Here is an 18,851-nt window from a genome sequence, read left to right as displayed (position 1 = left end):
CTCAGTCCTTGGCGAACGCTGCCGCCAGCGCACGCTCGGTGTCGACATAAGGACTACCCGAGATGTCGACGACCACTTTGGCGATGCTGCCGCCGCTGAACGTGAACGGCGCCTTGTACGCGCTGGTCACCGGCTGGCCGTTGTTGCGGCCCACCGCGATGCCGCCGCCGGCCAGTCCGAACACCCCGGGATGTGTCCGGACGTCCGCCCGGGTGGCCACCACTGTGTCATCGACGTACAACGACACCACCCCGAGCGGCGTGTGGCTGCCCTCGACTGTGCCCGTCCTGTCGTATCTGACCCCGAAAACATGCTTTCCCAATGGAATTGACTCAGGCGAGGACACCACCTGTTCGTCTTCGCCCATGAAGTTGTAGACGTAGTGCAGCCGCCCGTCCTGGATGTACATGGCGTGCCCGCCATGGCCGGCGCCGTGCTTGAACAACACCCCCTCGGCCCCGCTGGACTCCACCGTCAGATCCGCGAGCACAGAGTACGACTGGCCGCGCAGTTCGACCGACGCTCCGATTCCCACTTCGGCGGTTCCGGGGTAGTACTCGAAGTTCGTGCGTCCGGTCGACATCGACGGCCGGAACCGGCCCAGTGTCTCCAGCATGTTGAGATCGCCCAGCGGTAAGCCGTTGTACTTGTCGGCTTCAGCGAACCACAGTGCCTTCAGCTCCTCGAGCTTGTCGGGGTGGTCGCCAGCGAGGTCGTGGCACTGGCTGCGGTCGCGCTCGATGTGGAACAGCTCCCAGCGGTCCTGGTCGAAGTTGCCCCAGCCGGCCGGACTGGCGGCGTGCACGGTGTTGGCGAACCACCCCTTGTGCCAGATGCCGCGGGTGCCAAGCATCGTGTAGAACTGGGTGTCCTTGCCGGTCGGCAGGTCCGGATCCTTCAGCGCGGCAGCGAAACTCACCCCGTCGAGCGGTTTCTGCGCGACGCCGCCCACCGTGGCCGGAGGTGTGACGCCGAGCAGGTCGTACACCGTCGGGGTGATGTCGCTGACGCTGATGTAGGTGTCGCGAACCTCACCGTGTGCGGCAATGCCCTTGGGCCAGGAAATGATTGCCGGGTCGGCGATACCGCCTTCGTGTGAGGCGTAGCGCTTGAACAGTTTGTAGGGCGTGTTGAAGGCCATCGCCCAGCCGATCGGATAGTGGTTGTAGGTGTCCGGTCCGCCGAGTCGGTCGAAGAACCGCATACTCTCTTCGACGGTGTCGATGTAGCCGTTGAAGAATTTCACCTCGTTGACCGATCCGTTGGGCCCGCCTTCACCGCTGGCACCGTTGTCGGAGATCACCACGATGATGGTGTTGTCCAACTGCCCCGATTCCTCGAGATAGTCAAGGACTCGGCCGATCTGGGCATCGGTGTAGGACAGGAACCCGGCGAACACTTCGGCCATCCGGGCGAACAGTCGCTTCTCTTCGTCACTCAACGAGTCCCACGGACGTACGGTGTCCTGCAGCGGCCACGGCTCACCGTTGGGGCCCTGCGTCTGGGCGTACGGGTTCACCGGTGACAGTTCGGTGTCCGCGGGGACGATGCCCAGCCGCTTCTGGTTTGCCAGCACGATCTCGCGGTAGGCCTCGTAGCCCATGTCGAAACGTCCGGCGTACTTGTCGGCCCACTCGGTGGAGACATGGTGCGGCGCGTGCCCGGCGCCCGGGCAGACGTAGGAGAACCACGGCTTGTCGGGTGCGATCACCTTGGCATCGCGAATGAACTCGATCGTCTTGTCCGCGAGGTCCTTCGACAGGTGGTAACCGTCTTCCGGGGTGGCCGGCGGCGCGACGGGGTGGTTGTCGTAGACGAGTTCGGGATACCACTGGTCGGTTTCTCCGCCCATGAAGCCGTAGAACCGCTCGAACCCCCGCGACAACGGCCAATGTCGTTTCGTGGACGCAAGATTGGACTCTTCGAGCGGAGTCAGATGCCACTTGCCCACGCAGTAGGTGTTCCAGCCCTGTTCGGCCAGCACCTCCGGCAGCAGGGCGGTCTCGTAGGGGATCCGGCCGCTGCAGTTGGGAAAACCGTCGGTGAACTCCTCGATGGTGGCCATCCCCACCGTAGTGGGGTTACGGCCGGTCAGCAGCGCCGCCCGCGTCGGTGAACACAGCGCCGTGGTGTGGAACTGCGACAGTCGCACCCCGCGCTCGGCGATCCGATTCACGGCGGGCATCTCGACCAGGCCGCCGAAGCAGTCCCAGGTGGCGATACCGGTGTCGTCCCAGACCAGGTACAGCACATTGGGCGCGCCCTCGGGGGCCGTCGGCGCGGCAAAGGGTCCCCAGTCCGGCTCGGAATCACGGATGTCGACTTCGATCCTGCCGTTGAATTCCTTTGCCATCGTTCGTCTCGTCTCCGTCGCACCGGGGCGGTCTGCTCGACCCCGGACCTCGACCGCACAGTACACCCAAGTCGGTTTGCCGAGCGTGTGTTCAGCCTCCGTTCACCGACATCCTGGGTCAGCTCGCCGGCACCGCCTCGTTCACCCGGTAGAGCCGCCAGTCCGGTTGTCCGTCGCCGGAGTTGGGTACCTCGAGCTCGAGCGTGGCGATGTCGGCGCCGGTGTCGTAGAGCGTCGGGTAGCGCAGGTTCAGTGCATCGGAGGTACCGCGGCCGGTGGGAGGTACGGCCAGCATGTATTTCAGTTCGTTGTCCACCGGGTCGTTGAGCTTGGCGGTGAAATCCGGATCCGACGGAATCACATACAGTCTCGGGTTCTCCGAGGCAGCCAGCACCGCGAACCCGTACACCGTGTCGGTGATCACCGATCCGTCGGGCAACCCGAGACCGTCGAGGTAGTGCGCGATCTCCCGCTCGGTGGCGAAGGTGTTGGCGATGCGGTGCTCGTGGGCTTTCTGCTCGGTCAGGCTGTCCGGCTGTGGAGCCAGCACGGCGCCGAGGGCGTACTCCTGCGGGGCGTACTTCGGCTTGCCCATCCCCCACGCCGTCATCGGCACCGACAGCGCGAACACCAGGGCCACCGTCACATAGACCAGCCGTGAGTGCGGGCCGCGAAACGAGGCACCCGGATCGACCAGCACCGCGGGGGCGAATCTGCCTGGCCGCTTCGTCGGCAGGATCACCCCGTCGGGGACTGCCAGTAGCGCAAGGCTGGCCGCGAACGGGATCGCGATGATGTAGAAGCGCAGGAACCCGAATGTCGTCCCGGATGCGTAGGCGTAACTCTGGAACACCAGGGCGCCACCGTAGATGGCGATCGGCACCAGCAGCGTCGGCCAGTGCGGTCTGCCCCAGCGCCGCCACACGGCCCAGCCGGCCAGCGGCAACAACGTCGGAGCCAGCAAGGTGATGGACACCGCGGCGAACGAAAGCCCGTCGAGGAATGCGGGTGTGGTGGTGCCGGACTGTTCCAGGATGGCGCTGTTGCCGTACTGGGAGGTGAACTGCGCGAAGGCCTCCCCCGTGATCAGCCAGCTCACCACCGCCCAGCCCAGGAATGCCGCGAATCCGGGCAGGCTCACCATCAGCAGGTCCAGCAGTGCCCGGCGTATCCGCGGTGCCGATCTGGCGCGCAGATAGGTGGTGGCGCCCACCAGGATGCCGGCCGCCGCGATGCACGCCACCGCGTCGTACCGCGTCAGGTAGGCCAGCCCCATTGCGATGGCACCCGCCACCACCAGGTGGTGGACGTCGTCGTTGATCATCCACATGATCAACCGGCGCACCGCCCACGACATGAAGAAGATGAACGGCGCCTCGCTCATCCCGTTGGAGCCGTAGAAGATGATCATCGGGTTGAGCGCGAACAACACCGTGATGGTCATCGAATAACCGCGCGGCAGCCCGCGATCGGTTCCCATGCTGAGGATCTGGACAACCGCGGCGGCCATGAAGAGTGCCGACATGATGGTGCCGGAGAACGCGCGCTCGGCCATCTCCGGCCACAGCGGGCTCATCGCGATCGCCGGGATCTGCACCAGTGCGGTCAGCGGGGTGAAGATGAAGCCGATGGCCGCCAGGTGCGGGTCTCGGCTGAACAACACCGACTGCGCTGCCGCAACGCGCGACAGCGCGTCGCCGATGATGAAGCCGTTGTGCACCTGCAGCCAGTAACCGACGATCAGGTAGACGGCGAAGGTGCCGAGGAAGAAGACGGTCTTGAGTCTGCCGTTGGTCCAGCGGGCTATCATCCGGTGGCTGCCGGTTCTGCCTCGGCGGTCTCGCCGGGTTTGTCGGCCAGCCCGTGGAACGTCTTCTCCCAGTAGGAGGGTTGGCGGATCATCTGGTACACGCCCTTGGTGGCGGCGATGCTCATCATCAGCCAGAACACCGGCACCGTGAGGGCGGCCACCAGCAGATCGGACCGGTCGTCTTCGCGCAGTGCGATCAGGTTCATGTAGAGGGTGGCGGCGTTGCCCAGTACCAGTGCCACCAGGGCCGGGAAGTAGATGTACATCGGGAACACCTCTTCGACCAGCTGCGGCTGGCCGAGGAACCACAACATGGTGATCAGCCAGAAGGCCAGGTTGAGCACCGCGATGATCGGGGTGCCCGCCAGCACCAGGTTGAACCGGACGAAGTTGCGGAAACCGATGGTGCGGTACAGCCGGACCGGCCGGCGGATCTGCACGAGCCAGCTCTGCAGATAGCCCTTGTACCACCGCGATCGCTGCCGGATCCAGTTGATGCCGTCACTGTTGGCTTCCTCGAGCGTGGTGGAATCGATGACGGCGGTGTGGAATCCGGACGAGGCGATCCGCATTCCCAGATCGGCGTCCTCGGTGACGTTGAACGGGTCCCAGGCACCGATCGGGTCGAGCACGTCACGGCGCAGGTGATTGGACGTGCCGCCCAACGGAATCGGCGAACTGGTCCTCATGAACCCCGGCAGCAGGTACCCGAACCACAATCCGTACTCGGCGGTGAACCAGCCGGTGAGGATGTTCTGGTGCCCGTTGTGGTAGACCAGTTTGGCCTGCACACAGGCCACGGTCTCGGGCAGGCTGCGGAACGCGGTCACGACGCGGCGCAGCTGCAGCGGCTCGGGCAGATCCTCGGCATCGTAGATGGTGATGATCTCGCCGGTGGCGAAGTGCAAGCCGTAATTGCACGCTTTCGGCTTGGTACGTGGATCCGCCGCCGGCACAAGGCAAATGGTGATCGCGTCCGACTCGGCGCACTCCTTGGCCGCATTGATGGTGACGTCGTCGTCCTCTTCGAGAAGCAACAGGATCTGCAGTTTCGCGGAGGGGTATTCCAGCGCCGCCATCGCACCGATGAGGTCGCCCACCACTTCCGGCTCGTTGTAGGCGGGCACCAGGATGGTGTAGAGCGGCAGGTCCTCGTCGGGGATCTCCCGGGCTTCCTCGTCGGTGATCTTGATGGCGCTGGCGGCCAGCCCCTGCCGGAAGATCAACACCCGGTCGAACATCGTCAGCAGGTAGCCCGCCGTGCACAGGCCGATCAGCACCACGGTGGTGTGCAGCGGCTGCCAGACCAGGCACACGACGACGATCACCAGCAGCGCGTAGAGCACGATACGTTGCCAGCCCAGCACCGGGTTGGCCGCCGAGGCCACCGGATCGTCCTCGCGCAGCCGGTTGATCGCCCGGTTCAGCGCATATTGGCGGTCCTCCTCGTTGTGCATGTCGAGAATGCGCTGCTGCCGGTCCAATTCGGGTTCGGAGGTCATCCCGCCTCCCCCGATGGAGTGAACTGGGCGGCCACCAGGCGACGGCCGAAGTCGGTGAGCAGTTCTTCGTCCTTGAAGGTCGGCGTCTGCTGGTCGAGCACCGAATTGCCCCGGAACAGCAGGGTGAACAGGGTGCGCAGCGTGGATACCGTGGTCGAGGCGGGTTGCGGGAACGGGGCATCCGGTTCGTGGTTGTCCACGCCGAAGATGGTGACCCGTTGCGCGAGATCCTCGTCGCCCCACTCGAAGCGGAGTGCGTTCCACGTGACCAGGAGGTTGTCATCCACCACGGACAGAATCTGGCCGTTGACTCCGTAGCCCAGATCGACGGCGTGGAGCGGGCTCATCCTGGCCCCGGTCATGTCGTAGACCGCGCGCGAGGGAAAAACGCTGAACGAGGACGGTCGCTGGCTGACGACGCTGTCGACCATCAATGTCCGTGGCCGCGAGAGCTTGTCGAAGCGTGGGTCTCCATCGAGCGCGGTCATCTGCTGTCGCACCAGCACCGCGTCGTTGCTATACAGACGGGCCACTTCGCGAAAATTCCGCCGCGCCACCGTCTCCCAGCCTCGTGGTGCGACCAGCGGCTGACCGAACGCCATGGGCCCCGGTGCGGCCCGATGCACCGCGGAGGTGTCCGCCTGCGCCGGGAGCGGGATGAAGGTCAACACCACCGCCACCCCGACGACGAGCGGGACACCTGACCACACCTGCTTGGCGGCCAGCGGTTCGACCTTGCGGTCGAGCACCCGGATGGGGCCCTTGTGGGACCGCAGATACATGGCTCCGCCGACCAAGAGCAGCGATCCCACCGCAGGCAGGCCTTGATACAGCCGCATCGGGGCGTCGCGGTAGAGCGTGCCCAGCGCGAAGAGCAGGGCGACACCCACCACCCAGGCGGCCGCGAACCCGAGGACCGCGCGCCGGAAGGTGCGGCCCACCGCGATAGCGGTGCCGAACGACGAGATCAGCAGGGTCGCCGCACCGGCCGCGCCCCGGCCACCCCCGGCGACGACCACCACCAGGTAGTACGGCAGGGAGAACACCATGAACAGCAGCGCCCAGACCCAGCCGAAGCGCGACACCGGCCGCAGCCCGAACAGCACCACACACGAACTGAGCAGGAACAGCCACATGGCCACCAGGTCGAGTCGCAACAGGTGGAAGTACATCGCAAAACGCGGCACCAGCACGGCCTGCACCAGCACCGCCAGCACCAGGCCCATGATCCCGACGATCATGTCGGTCTGCCGATCATGGATCGGGAGTTCGTTGCGTTTGCGCCGGGCCACCGCCACCGCCACCAGCAGCGCCACCACGGGTACGGTCCAGACGTAGCCGCCGATGCCCCCCGCGGTGGTGGTGTGCACCAGGCTGACGATGCTCGGGTAGAACGCGACCAGGGTGCTCGCGAGGATGAGCAGCCAGCGCAAGGCCACCCGGTAATTCGGATTGAGTCCGTAGTACCAGGTGCCCATCCTCGCGGAGAAGTTCTCCGGCGCCGAGGATTTGGGTTCCGCCTCGGGCGTGCTGACGGTCATGGGGTTCAGGTTTTCCTGCGGCGCGCGTTCACCACGGCGGCCAGCACCAGTGCCACCGCAATGAGGATGGTCACGCCGACACCCACCCAGACCAACGGGAAACTCTGCTCCTGGTCTTCGGCGGTGGGCGGGGGTGCGTCCTGCTCTGCGGTGTCCATCACCAGTGGCGGCGACTGCGGTGCCCCCTGCAGCGGCGGCACCGACAGCAGCGCATCGCCACTGAGCCGGGCCCAGCGCTGCGGATCGGTGTCCAGCCAGTTCAACAGGATGTCCAGCTGCGAGGGCGCGCCGTTGGAGGTCGCCACCAGCAGTGTCCGGTCACCGGAGTGCACTGCCTGCAGCGACCCGAAAGTCGTTGACGGGTTGAGTTGCAGCGTGGCGGATTCTCCGTCGCCGCCGGCGTTCTGCACCGTCAGCTCGCCGTCGGCGTTCCCCGCGACCGGCAACGTCACGTCGTCGTGGGTCCAGCTGGTCGCCTCGACCACCACCGCCGGGTTGCTCGATGCCAGCGCCTCTTCCACCGACACCACCGCGGTGTCGACGGGCAGTGAGCTCAGCCGTTGCAGGCCCACCATGATGCCCACCGCGCGACGGGTGTCGTCGAACCCGTCGGCGATGCCGACTTCCACACGCGGCATCAGAGCCTGGGGCAGAGACTGGAAGCCGCCGGGCACCGGCGGATGGGCGCGGGTGCTCTCGACCGGGCTGTCTCCGTCGATGGTCAACGTGATCGGCTGGAATTCACCGCACTGGCCGACGTTGCCTGAGATGTTCAGCGCGACGCCCAGGTTGGTGTAGCGCTGCAGCAGCCGATCCGGCACCTCGATCCAGCGGTCGATGACGCCGGTGTCGTCCACCGTCCACCGGTCGATCGTCTCGCCGCCGATCGAGGCGATCAGCTGCCCGCCGACCGACGGCGGCAGCGGCGTGTAGGAGCCTTTCAGCTGAACCCGGATGTCGTGTGCGGGGCGCCCGAGCCGGGTCTGGTCGAGCGCGATGTTCACCTGCGGCGTCAGCGCGGTCGCGGTCACCCCGGGCTGGCCGAGGTCGCGCAGCGACGTGACATCCGGCGGCAGTTGCGGATTGGACCGCAAGGGACCGACGACGGCCTTCGAACTCAATGCCAGCCGGCTGATGTCACTCGACAACAGGCGGGTCTGATTGGTCAGCTCTGCGGCAGGACCGCCGATCAGCAATGACGGAACTCCCGGGCCGTCGGTTAGCCGTACTCCCACCTCGTCGCCTTCGCGGATCACCACCCGCCTCTGGAACGGCAACGACGCGCCCGGTGGCACCTCTTGCCCGTCGGCCAACGGTGCGACCGTCACCACCGTGTTCTGTTGCCCGTAGCGGGCGACGACCGCGGTCGAAAGCCTGATCGCGGCATCGGTCTCGGCGCGGGTCGGCTCTTCCGGCAGGAAGAGATTGAGTTGCTGCAATACCGGCGGCAAGAACTCCGCAACGGTGCCCGGTGCGCGTTCCGTGCCGCCGTAGCGAATATTGGCGTCGACGAGACGAAGCGGATTCGACGGGTCCAGGCAGTAGCCCTCGATCGGCACCAGATAACTCCGCAGGGTCACGGTGACGGCATTGTCGGCGACTTCGGCGCCGGCCAGTGGCAGCGACACCGGCACTCTATCGGTGTTCGGCAGGGGCACCCGCGACAACGTGCGACCCTCCTGCGTGACAATCAGGGTGCCGGTCGCCACGTTGACCGGCAACTCCACCAGAACGTCCAAAGATGCAGGTAGAAGCCCCTGCGGAACCGGAAGGGTCAAGGATGTCTCGCCTTGAGCGCCGTAGAACGGGATGGTGGGCTGTGACCCCAGATCGGCGAGACTCAGTATCGGCGCTTCGGCGATCAAGCCGCCGTCCTCGGGTTCGGCGCCAGCCGGCGGCGCGCACAAGCCAACGAGCAGCGCCGCTCCAGTTACCGCTGCAAGTGCACGAACACCGCCATACCGACCCGCAATCACCGCAAAATGGTAGACACGAAGGCAGGCGCCCGCAAACACATCGGGAGAATTGCTACGTGCGGCACGGCCACGGTAGCCCGCAGCGGAGCGAATTTGACACATGCGTCAGTGGAACTCCGCCGTCTTCGCGGTCCGCACCGGCGACACCTCGGCTTCGGTCCCTCCGCGGTGCCGCTGGATACCGACCGGTTCGCCGACGGCCGTCGGTGCGCTCATCGGTCCGAGCCGGAACAGCCTCTGCGCGTGCGCAACTCGCGTGGCGAACGTCAACACCGCGCCCCGCGCCGTCGGCGACGGTAACCTTCGGGGCGACAGCGACGAAGGCAAAGGGGCAGTCGATGCCGGCACCACGACAGAACATGGATTGCTGAATGACCAACGGAGCCAGCCGATCCGTGGATCTGTTGTTCGACGTCAGGCACATCGACCAAAGCGGCATAGGAACGTATATGGCCGCTCAAGTACCGGTCCTGGAAGACGTGCTCGAACAGCACGGGCGCACACTAGCCCTGCTGGCCGACCGTACCAACGTGCCCGCGGTGCGCGACACCACCACGGTCGTATTCTCGGTGCCTCCGTCCGCTCCCATGTACTCGATCCAGGAGCAACGCGCCTGGGATCACGCCATCCGGACCGTGCGACCCAAAGCCCTGTGGCTGCCGCACTACCCTTTTCCGTTCACGCTCCTACGGCCGGGAAACAGAAGGATTCTGAGCTTCGCCACGGTCCACGACGACAATCATCTGCTGCCGGAACACATCAGCGGCCAGGGCCGCGCCCGCAGGGCCTACGCGCGGGCGATGCTCGAGATCGACGCCCGGAAGTCGAGCACGATCTTCACTCCGTCACGCGCCGCCGCCGATGCGCTCGCCGAGTTCGTCCCCAAGGCACAGTTCGTCGTGACACCGATCCCGCTCGACGACAGCTGGCTGGCACCGGTCGACCCCGAATTGTCCCCGGTACAAGGCCCGTATCTCCTCTATCTCGGGAATGTGAAGCGGCACAAGAATCTGTCGGCACTGCTGGCGGCCTACTCCCAAGTGCAGAACAAGATTCCGCACACCTTGGTGATCGCGGGCAGCGGGGCATCGGTGCGTCAACTCGACGAGCGCATCCAGATGCAGGCCGCCGGCCTGGGTGACCGGGTGCGGATGATCGGCCGGGTCGACTTCGAGGTGCTGCGCTCACTTGTCGCGGGCGCGGCCCTGCTGGTGATGCCCTCGTTCAACGAAGGAGCCGGCCTGCCGCCCCTGGAGGCGATGGCTTCCCATACCGCCGTGTTGTGTTCTGCGATTCCTTCACTGCAGGAGACGTGCGGCGACGGCGCGGCATACTTCGACCCGCACGACCACCAGGAGCTGGCGCGGCTGCTGCTGACCTACTGCACCGACGATGCGGCCCGAGCGGAGCTGGCCGCCAGAGGGTGGGCCCACGTGCGGCAGCGTCAGTCGAGTATCCCGATGACGGCGGCCGCAGACCACATCGCCGCAAAACTCGACGAGCGGGGCCGCTGACCCCCGGACGTCGCGGGCGACCACCATCACAGACCAGTCAACCCCGTCCTCGGCAGCGTTCGCTCACCGAGCCTTGCCCGCAGTGCACAACAGTGTGCGGTACGTGGACGGCCCGGTGCCGCCACCCGGCCAGTTTCGTGGCCCTGTCGCCTGGTCAGGCCGGTTTCGCGGCGGCGAAGGAGATCCTGCGGTGGTTGCCAGCCGGCGCCGCGCGACTCGTCACGAAATTTGCTGCACCTGTTGCGTCGCGGCGGTCGCCCCGGACCGATCCGCGGCACCTCTCGGCCCGGCGTGCGCTACACTCTCAAGGCATCGCAGCAAAGTCCGATCACCCAACTGGCACATGACAGGGGCATGCGTGTGGTCCAGGCGCACATCAGCGACGGCACAGTCGCACCGATGCGTTTCGCTTTCCTGACCGAGCTCTACTTTCCGCATGTCGGCGGCCAAGAAGTGTTCTTCCAGGAGCTCGCCGAAGCGATGGTGCGGCGCGGTCACACGGTCGACGTGTTCTGCATCGGCCACGACACCGATCTCGCCACCGACGAGGTGATCAACGGTGTCCGCGTACGGCGGCACCCACTCAGCACCACCTACACGAAACCGCGGGTGCCTGCCCTTCGGCGAAATTGGGGAAACGTGCTGCGGTACAGCACCTGGGTGCGCCGGCACGTGGTGTCGCAGCAGTACGACTTTCATCTGCTGAACCAGTGGCCGCTGCTGCATGTCCCTGCCCTACCCCGAAACATCCGCTCGCGCGCGGGCATTCACTGGTGCGAGATCCGTGAGGATCCGATCCTGAGCCAGGCTCAGAAGCGTTTACCGCTGCTGACCGGGTCGAACTTCGCGGTCAGCAACGCGGTGGCCGAGGCGATCACGGAACAGTCGGGCCGGCCGTGTTCGGTTCTGCCCAGTGGCATCGAACTCAGCCGGTACCGAACGGCAGACCGTAGCCGACGTTCGGGAGCGGTGTATGTGGGACGGCTGGCGCCGCACAAGAACCTTCCGCTCCTCATCGACGCTTTCGAGTTGGCCAGCGCCAGAGGATTCGCCGGTGAGCTGGTGATCGCCGGTGCGGGTCCGGCCCGCGCCGAGATCGAGGAGTACGCCCGACGCTCATCTGTCGCCTCGCGGGTGCGGGTACCGGGTTCGGTCAGCGAGGCGGAGAAGATCGACCTGCTGTCTCAGGCTGCCGTGCTGGGAATGCCCAGTCAGCGCGAGGGTTTCCCCAGAGTCATCGCCGAGGCCATGGCCAGTGGTCTCCCGGTGGTCACGGCCGAATTCCCCGAGAACGGCGCCAAAGACGTTGTAGCGCAATACGGGGCCGGTGTGGTGTGCGGTACCTCGCCGGACGCCTTCGCCGAGGCGCTGCTGGCAGCGGAAGCTCAGTGGGACGTGTTTTCTCAAGCGGGGCTGGTCGGCGCGAAATCTCTGGATTGGTCGGGTATTGCGCGGGCGCTGGAACTGCGCGCGACCACGGGGCGAGGCACGAGCCCCGCTGAGGAGCCGCGACATCAGACACAAGTCGACAAGAAGTCCTGAGTCATAGCCCAAGGAAGCGGAGGAGACGCTCGTGCGAGTGATGGTGACTGGTGGTGCAGGCTTCGTCGGACGGGAGCTGGTTCGCGCCCTCGGCCCGAAAGCTGATGTGCTGGTGGCCGATCTGTTGCGGTACGGCGCCCCCGAGTGGTTGACGCGTGATGCGCCCGGATTCAGATTCCACCGGCTCGACATCCGCGACGCCGCCGCCACGCGGTCGCTGGTGGCGTATTTCCAGCCGGACGTGATCGTCCACCTCGCGGCCATTCACTACATCCCCGAATGTGATTCGGACCCGGCGAACGCGGTGGCCACCAACGTCACGGGGACGATGAACGTGTTGGCGGCCTGCCCGCCCGGAGTCCGGTTCGTCTTCGCCAGCAGCGGCGCAGTCTACGCACCTGATGAGGCGCCGCACCGGGAGTACGAGTCCGTGCTCGCGCCGGCCGACATCTACGGTCTGACCAAACTGCAGGGCGAACAGTATGTCCGGATCTTCGCCGAGGAACGCGGTATCAACGCGGCCATCGTCCGGCTCTTCAACGTCATCGGCCCCGGCGAGACCAATCCGCACCTGCTGCCGGCGATCGTGACCCAGCTGCGCCAGGGCACAGACACCATCAACCTCGGGAACACCTGGCCCAAGCGCGATTACATCGACGTGCAGGACGCTGCCAACGGGTTCGCCGCCGCCGCGCTCGGCACCAACTCCGACGGCGTCGCGTGCGAGGTGGTCAATCTCGGTAGCGGACAGCAGTACTCCGTCGACGAGATTCTCACCCGCATGCGGTCGGCGTTGAACCTCGAATTCACCGTGCAACAGGACCCGAAGCGCATGCGGGCGGTTGACCGGCCTTACCTCGGCGCCGATATCTCACGTATCGCCGAGGTGTTCGGCTGGAAGCCGGTACACGAGTTGGACGAGACCCTGCAGCGCACCTGGGCCGACCCCGATCTGTCGGCGGCGCTGCGCGAGCGTTCCTCCGTGTGAGCGGCACCGGGACTCCCACCCTGACATTCGGTGTCGGCCTGACAACGGTGGGACGCTGGGATGAGCTGTCCCTCCTGCTCGACGACCTGGCCGGCCAGTCACGTCCACCACACGCCGTTGCCATCGCCCACCACGGTGACGGCGGCAACCCACCGGCGCTCGACGAGCTGGTGGAACGGTTTCGTGGAGTGCTCGAGATTCGCACGCTGGCCAGCCCGCGCGGTGTCTCCAACGGTCGCAATGCCGCGGCACGGGTTCTCGCCGACGTGGACTGGCTCTGGTTCCCGAATGACACCAGCCGGATCGACGCCGATTTCTTCGAACGCGTCGCACCGCACTGCGTGGCGCCCAGAACGGTTCTCGCGTTGCAGCTGGCTGACCGTGAGGGCCCCAGAAACCCTCTCCCCGAACGCGGCTCGCCGATGACACGACGCAATGTGTGGGGGGTCATCGAACCCGCCACGGTGTTCAGACGCGAACAGTTCATGGCAGTCGGCGGCTTCGACACCGAGCGCGGTTCGGGAGCCAACAGCCCATGGCAGGCCGGCGAGGGCACCGATCTCCTCCTCCGGATGGCCGAACGCGACGATTTCTCGATCGAGTGGATCAACGACATCGTGGTCCGCGCGCAAACCGAGTTCGCCCACCTGCCCCCGGAAGAGCGTCAACGCAAACTGCGCAACTACGGGCGCGGCGCGGGCAATGTGTTGCGCACGTGGCGTTACCCGCTCTGGTACAAGATGGCCCATCTGCTGGCGGCGGTGTTGCAACCGCTTCGCAATCCCGGAAAGTACACCCCGCGGGATGCGTTGGCGCTGTTGATCGGGCGAACCGAAGGCCTGCTGGGCAGGCCACTCTCCAGAGGTACGGACCATCAGGCGATCGTGCGGTGACACCGCGCGCGGCCTGGTGCTGCTGCTGTCGATCCTCCTGATCGGCACGGCCGCGCTCGCGTGCCGCGCGCCGGCCCCCGCGGTCGAGATCGGGATGACGGTGCATCCGCGGAACGCGGACCCAGCCGGCGTCAAGCGGCAGTTCGACCTGATGACGGAGATGAACGCGGCCTGGGTCAGGGTGGACATCGACTGGTCGGCGGTGGAAAGCCAACGCGGCCGGTTCGATTGGTCCTATCCCGATCTGGTTGTCGACGAAGCCGCGGCCCACGGGATCAACGTGCTGGCCGTCGTGGCGTTCAGTCCGGACTGGTCACGAACGACCACCACCGGCGATCCCACAACCGAACGGCATTCCCGTCCGGACCAGTTGTCGGATTACGCCGATTTCGCGCGTATCGCCGCCGAGCGGTACGCGCCGCGCGGCGTGCGCACCTGGGAGATCTGGAACGAGCCCAACACCAGGAAATTCTGGCCGCCACGTCCCGACGCCGACGAGTACGCCGACGTGTTCCGGGTGGCCGTGGACGCGATTCGCGGGGTGTCGCCGGATTCCACGCTCCTCATCGGCGGGCTGAGCCCGAAATTCGAGGAGCCGGAATCCGAGATCGCCCCCGTTGTCTACCTCGAGCAGTTGTACGCCAACGGTACGGCGCAACTCGCCGACGGAATCGCGGTTCACCCCTACAGTTTTCCCGCGTGGCCCATGGACCCTAGCCCGCGGACCGACGGCGGCTTCTACCACCTGCCCGACGTGCATGCGGTGATGGAGAGAAACGGTGATACCCGAAAGCGAGTGTGGATCACCGAGTTCGGCGCACCCACCGGGACCGGACCGTATGCGGTGTCGGAGGAGGATCAAGCGGCGGCGCTGTTGCAGGCCCGCGATCAGGTTCAGCAGTGGGACTGGGCCGGCCCGCTGATCTACTACGAACTGGTCGACGGCGGCTCAGACACCGATGACACCGAGCAGAATTTCGGGTTGCTCCGGGAAGACCTGTCGCCGAAGGCCGCAGCGTTGGCGCTGATGGGCGACGGTGCCGGCTGAGCCCTACACGAGACGGCGTAGCAGCGGCCTGACCCGGCCCGGCATCCGGGCGACCAGCCGCTCGATCAGTCCTGGGTCCACCATCGACGAGACCCTCAGCACCTTCAGACCGATCAGGTACACCACGATGGCGGCCGGTATCGCGACCAGCAGCGAGACCGCGCCGCCCAGTTCCATCACGGCGAAATACGCCACCGCCGCCTGCGCCACTGCGGCCAGCGCTATCGCCCCCAGTGCCCGGTAAGGGGGTGAAATCTTCAGCCGTCTTGTCACGTACCAGGTTTCGATGAGTACCACCGTCACCTGCACGATGCCCCGCGACCAGGCCGCGCCGATCAAACCGAAGCGGGGTACCAGTAGAAACCCCAGCGCGATCGTGCCGATGAGACCGATGCCGTTGGACATCAGCAGGAACCCGGTCTTGCCGATGCTCTGCAGCAGATAGAACGTCGTGACGCCCAGGCTGCTCACCGCGGCCGCGATGAGCAGCACCGAGGCAACGGCGGCGGCACCGGCGAATTCCGTGCCGAACAACATCGGCACCAGAACGGGTGCAATCGCCGCGAGCCCGAAACAGAGCGGCACGATCAGCATCGCGATGAGTGCCGTCATCGTCCGGTACAGCTTGTGCATCTCGCCTTGGGCCCCGAGGCCGTGCTGCTCGCTGAACCGCGGCAGCAGCGCCGAAAGCAACAGGGGTGGCAGCTGTACCGCCATCTCGGCCACCGTCACCGCTGCGGCGAACAAGCCGACAGCGCCCAGATCGGTGTAATGCTCGAGAAACAGGATCTCCGTTCGGCCGAACACCAGGCCGCCGAGCACCGCGGTGGCCCAGCTGGCCAGCGCGAACTTGGTGACCTGACCCCGAAGTTCCTGCCCGACATGAGGTTTGACGCGTAACAAGCGAAAGATCCGGCTCGCCGGCAGGAGGTTGGCGGCGATGAAACCGGCGAGCGCGCCGGGTATCCCGAACAGCCACGCCCCCAGCGCCATCACCGCGAGTTTGATCAAGGCGGAGTAGGCGGACAACCGGGCGAGCTCACCGAATCGTTGCTCGCCGCGCAGGTAGAACTGGTAGACCTCGGCCATCCGCCAGCTGATGAACCAAACCAGAGCCAGTCCGATCACCACGTTGCGGGTGGTCTCGGAAGGTCCCTCGATGGCACCTCGACCCGGCCAGTACAGATAGGCGAGCAGCGCGACGGCGCCGACGATCGCGGCGACGGTGGACAACCGGGTGGTCGCCCCGATGAGACCGTCGGCTTCGTCGTCGCGGCCTTCGGCACGCAGATTCGGGATGAACCGCTGCTGCACTGTGCCGATGCCGAGCCCGGCGATCATCGATCCGATGGTCACGCAGAACACCACGTAGGCGAAGACACCGAGATTGTCGGGGCCGAGTAACCGTGCGGTGATGGCATTTCCGATGAATCCCGCGAGAGCGACTGCGGCACCGGAGGAGAACCCGAGCAGGGTGTTGCGAGCGAATGACGGCGACATCAGCGCCGGAGTTTCTTCAGCCGTCCCGCACCGAGCCGCAGCACCGACTTGGCGGCGCTCGCCCACGCCAGCCGGCCCGGCCGTCCGTGCTTGACTGCGGCCGCGACCGACGTCGCGACGCCGCGCAGCGATCCGGCTCCCAGCGCCGACCCGACCGGAGAGGTCAACAGGTAGTCGCCGCGCACCCGATCGGATTCTCCCGCGAGTTCGCGGACGCCCCAGTCGATCAGGTCTTGACTTCGATCGACCCCGGAGCGCGACAGCGACGCCGCGGTCCACACGATGTCCACCAGTGGCTCAGCCACCTGGATGATGGGCAGGTCGGGATAGGCGCGCCGAACTTCGATGAGCCACTTGGGATCGTCGTGTATCGAGCCGGCCGCCACCGACAGCGGCACCGTGTCGGCCAGCGTCCGCGGGAACACCAGGGTGGATGTCTGGACCATGTTGAACGCTTGTGGCGTCCGGAGCTCGAACAGGTACGGGGCGATGGGTTCGTGGCTGCTGATCAGGTTCTTGGGCCCGATGACCGGCTGGCGTCCGTCGATGTGGACGGTGAATCGCGAGGAGATGATCCAGCGGTCTCCTGGCGGCGCGGCAGCCAGCTGCTTCTCGAGTTTGTCTGGGCGCCAGGTGTCGTCGTCATCGAGGAGCGCGACGACGGTGCCGGTGGCCGCTTCGACGCCGATGTGCTTCGCGGCACTGGCCCCCACGCCCCCCGGTGTCTTCAGCACCCGGACCGCCGGCGAGGGCGGCAGATCGGGCTGACAGTCGGCGTCCAGCACGACGATGACCTCGCTCGGCGGTGAGGTCTGTTGCAGCGCGGACTCGACCGCTTTCGCCAGGCTGGGTCGTCCGATCGTCGGAATGACCACGCTCACTGTCACGTCAGAACCCATGTCGCAGCCCCTCCCCCGCGGGTGTGTCATGTCTGGTCAGGATCAGCACGGCGAAAACCAGGCCGCTGATCGGAAACAGTTGCAGATTCGGCAGGAGAGCCCAGACGGCCTCGGTGGTCGCGGCGATGAAGAACGCCATGAGAAAACCGAAGCACGCGATCTGCTGATTGGTGGCAGGCAAGGCGCCTGCCGACACTATCGCAGCGACCAACAGTGGCACCAGGACAACCAGGCCCAGCAGACCCGATTTGACCAACGTGTCGACAACCATGTTGTGGCCGGTTCCCACGAACGCCCACTTTGCGATGTTCCCCGATTCCTGCGCTTCGTTGAGAAACCAGTTGAGGCCCATGCCGGCCACGGGAGAGTCCTGCCACACTTTGATGCTTTCCGCCCATACGTGGGCGCGATCGGTGAAGGCGGACGGATCCCACTTCACGAACGGGACCACGAACATGACGCTGGCGGCCGAAACGGCCAGAGCGGTACCGGCGATCCGGACCGAGATCATGGACCGGAACCAGCAGAGCACCCACCACAACGAGATCAACCCCGCTGCGATCAGCGCTGTCCTGGACGCCGCTGCCAGCAACGTGACGATCAGGATCGCCGCGGTGACAAGCCGCCACCGGGTCTCGGTGATCAGCGGCACGAACGCGAAGGCCAGGGCGCAGTACATTCCCAGGACGTTGGCGTGGCCGAATGGGCCGGCCAGTTCCCACCCGGCGATGATCGCCTTCTGGGACTCGGCGTTGTACATCATGAACTCCGGGATGATCAACCCGCCGATGAGCGAGTACACCGCGATCGCGGCAACGGTCATCGGTAGCCACTTCAGGCCCGCGATCGGGGCTCCGGTGTTCCACAAGGCCAACACAAAAAGATTCGCCAGCGCGATCTTCGGAAGATCAGCCGTGGGTGGCATTTCCGGACTGAACAGAAACGGCAGATTGACTGCGAGCAGGACGATCAGCAGGCCGGTGATGTCCCGGTTGGGATGACCGCCCATCAGTGCCACCAGGGCGCTCAGGGCAAGCAGAAGTGCTGAGCCGCCGAGACTGGCCAGCTGGGCCAGGGGCAGGTCCGCCGAAGCGGCGGCCTCCCCCGGCGGCAGGATCGGCGAGTGCTCCACGCTCAGATACGTGATCAGGTCCGGCGTGACCACCAGTGCGATGGCCCCGACGATTAGCAACGCAAAAGCCGTGTTCCGGCGTCGCTCATCGGTTGCCGTCGATGCAAGAATGCGGGGAATCGCCGCGAGATAGGTCCCGAACGACGTTGCGGG

General features: G+C 66.0%; 13 protein-coding genes. 5 read left to right on the top strand and 8 right to left on the bottom strand.

The annotated features are described in order from the left end of the window. Window position 1 precedes the first annotated feature (1 nt). The 5 genes from NL241_RS08250 to NL241_RS08230 all read right to left on the bottom strand — a co-directional run bounded on the left by NL241_RS08250 (window position 2) and on the right by NL241_RS08230 (window position 9,182). Window positions 2–2,353 carry an arylsulfatase gene (locus NL241_RS08250; protein WP_494397270.1) on the bottom strand — a complete coding sequence of 784 codons (2,352 nt, stop codon included), beginning with the start codon at window positions 2,351–2,353 and terminating at the stop codon, window positions 2–4. Window positions 2,354–2,471: 118 nt separating this feature from the next. Then, window positions 2,472–4,163, bottom strand: coding sequence for an ABC transporter (locus tag NL241_RS08245; protein WP_494397269.1), 1,692 nt, complete (start codon window positions 4,161–4,163; stop codon window positions 2,472–2,474). Continuing rightward, window positions 4,160–5,665: a glycosyltransferase gene (locus tag NL241_RS08240; RefSeq protein ID WP_494397268.1), complete on the bottom strand. Its 1,506-nt coding sequence runs from the start codon at window positions 5,663–5,665 to the stop codon at window positions 4,160–4,162. The genes NL241_RS08245 and NL241_RS08240 overlap by 4 nt, the downstream gene beginning before the upstream one ends. Further along, window positions 5,662–7,206: a hypothetical protein gene (locus NL241_RS08235; RefSeq protein ID WP_494397267.1), complete on the bottom strand. Its 1,545-nt coding sequence runs from the start codon at window positions 7,204–7,206 to the stop codon at window positions 5,662–5,664. Before NL241_RS08235 ends, NL241_RS08240 begins: the two co-directional genes overlap by 4 nt. A 5-nt stretch (window positions 7,207–7,211) precedes the next feature. Continuing rightward, on the bottom strand, window positions 7,212–9,182 hold the full coding sequence (locus tag NL241_RS08230; RefSeq protein WP_494397266.1) for a hypothetical protein: 1,971 nt from the start codon (window positions 9,180–9,182) through the stop codon (window positions 7,212–7,214). Window positions 9,183–9,553: 371 nt separating this feature from the next. Here NL241_RS08230 and NL241_RS08225 point away from each other — a divergent pair, with 371 nt between their 5' ends. From NL241_RS08225 to NL241_RS08205, 5 genes are all read left to right on the top strand, one after another. Then, window positions 9,554–10,696, top strand: a complete 1,143-nt coding sequence (locus tag NL241_RS08225; protein WP_494397265.1) for a glycosyltransferase family 4 protein — start codon at window positions 9,554–9,556, stop codon at window positions 10,694–10,696. 399 nt (window positions 10,697–11,095) lie between these two features. Continuing rightward, window positions 11,096–12,238, top strand: coding sequence for a glycosyltransferase family 4 protein (locus NL241_RS08220; RefSeq protein WP_494397264.1), 1,143 nt, complete (start codon window positions 11,096–11,098; stop codon window positions 12,236–12,238). Window positions 12,239–12,278: 40 nt separating this feature from the next. Further along, window positions 12,279–13,226 carry an NAD-dependent epimerase/dehydratase family protein gene (locus NL241_RS08215; protein WP_487691442.1) on the top strand — a complete coding sequence of 316 codons (948 nt, stop codon included), beginning with the start codon at window positions 12,279–12,281 and terminating at the stop codon, window positions 13,224–13,226. After that, window positions 13,223–14,119, top strand: a complete 897-nt coding sequence (locus NL241_RS08210) for a glycosyltransferase family 2 protein (protein WP_494397263.1) — start codon at window positions 13,223–13,225, stop codon at window positions 14,117–14,119. The genes NL241_RS08215 and NL241_RS08210 overlap by 4 nt, the downstream gene beginning before the upstream one ends. A 16-nt stretch (window positions 14,120–14,135) precedes the next feature. After that, window positions 14,136–15,167 carry a cellulase family glycosylhydrolase gene (locus tag NL241_RS08205; protein WP_494397262.1) on the top strand — a complete coding sequence of 344 codons (1,032 nt, stop codon included), beginning with the start codon at window positions 14,136–14,138 and terminating at the stop codon, window positions 15,165–15,167. A gap of 3 nt (window positions 15,168–15,170) precedes the next feature. On the opposite strand, the gene NL241_RS08200 is transcribed toward NL241_RS08205, so the two are convergent. From NL241_RS08200 to NL241_RS08190, 3 genes are read right to left on the bottom strand one after another with little or no spacing between them, the layout of a single operon-like run. After that, on the bottom strand, window positions 15,171–16,667 hold the full coding sequence (locus tag NL241_RS08200; protein ID WP_494397261.1) for a lipopolysaccharide biosynthesis protein: 1,497 nt from the start codon (window positions 16,665–16,667) through the stop codon (window positions 15,171–15,173). Further along, the gene (locus NL241_RS08195) at window positions 16,667–17,566 is read right to left on the bottom strand and encodes a glycosyltransferase family 2 protein (RefSeq protein ID WP_494397260.1); all 900 of its coding nucleotides are present in this window, start codon (window positions 17,564–17,566) and stop codon (window positions 16,667–16,669) included. Before NL241_RS08195 ends, NL241_RS08200 begins: the two co-directional genes overlap by 1 nt. Continuing rightward, entirely contained in the window at window positions 17,556–18,758 is a 1,203-nt protein-coding gene (locus NL241_RS08190) for an O-antigen ligase family protein (protein ID WP_494397259.1), read from the bottom strand. Before NL241_RS08190 ends, NL241_RS08195 begins: the two co-directional genes overlap by 11 nt. Window positions 18,759–18,851 lie beyond the last annotated feature (93 nt).

The organism is Mycolicibacterium sp. SMGY-1XX (genome assembly GCF_059132455.1).
The sequence above is the reverse complement of the archived record's forward strand: the minus strand, read 5'-3'. Positions and strand labels throughout refer to the sequence as shown.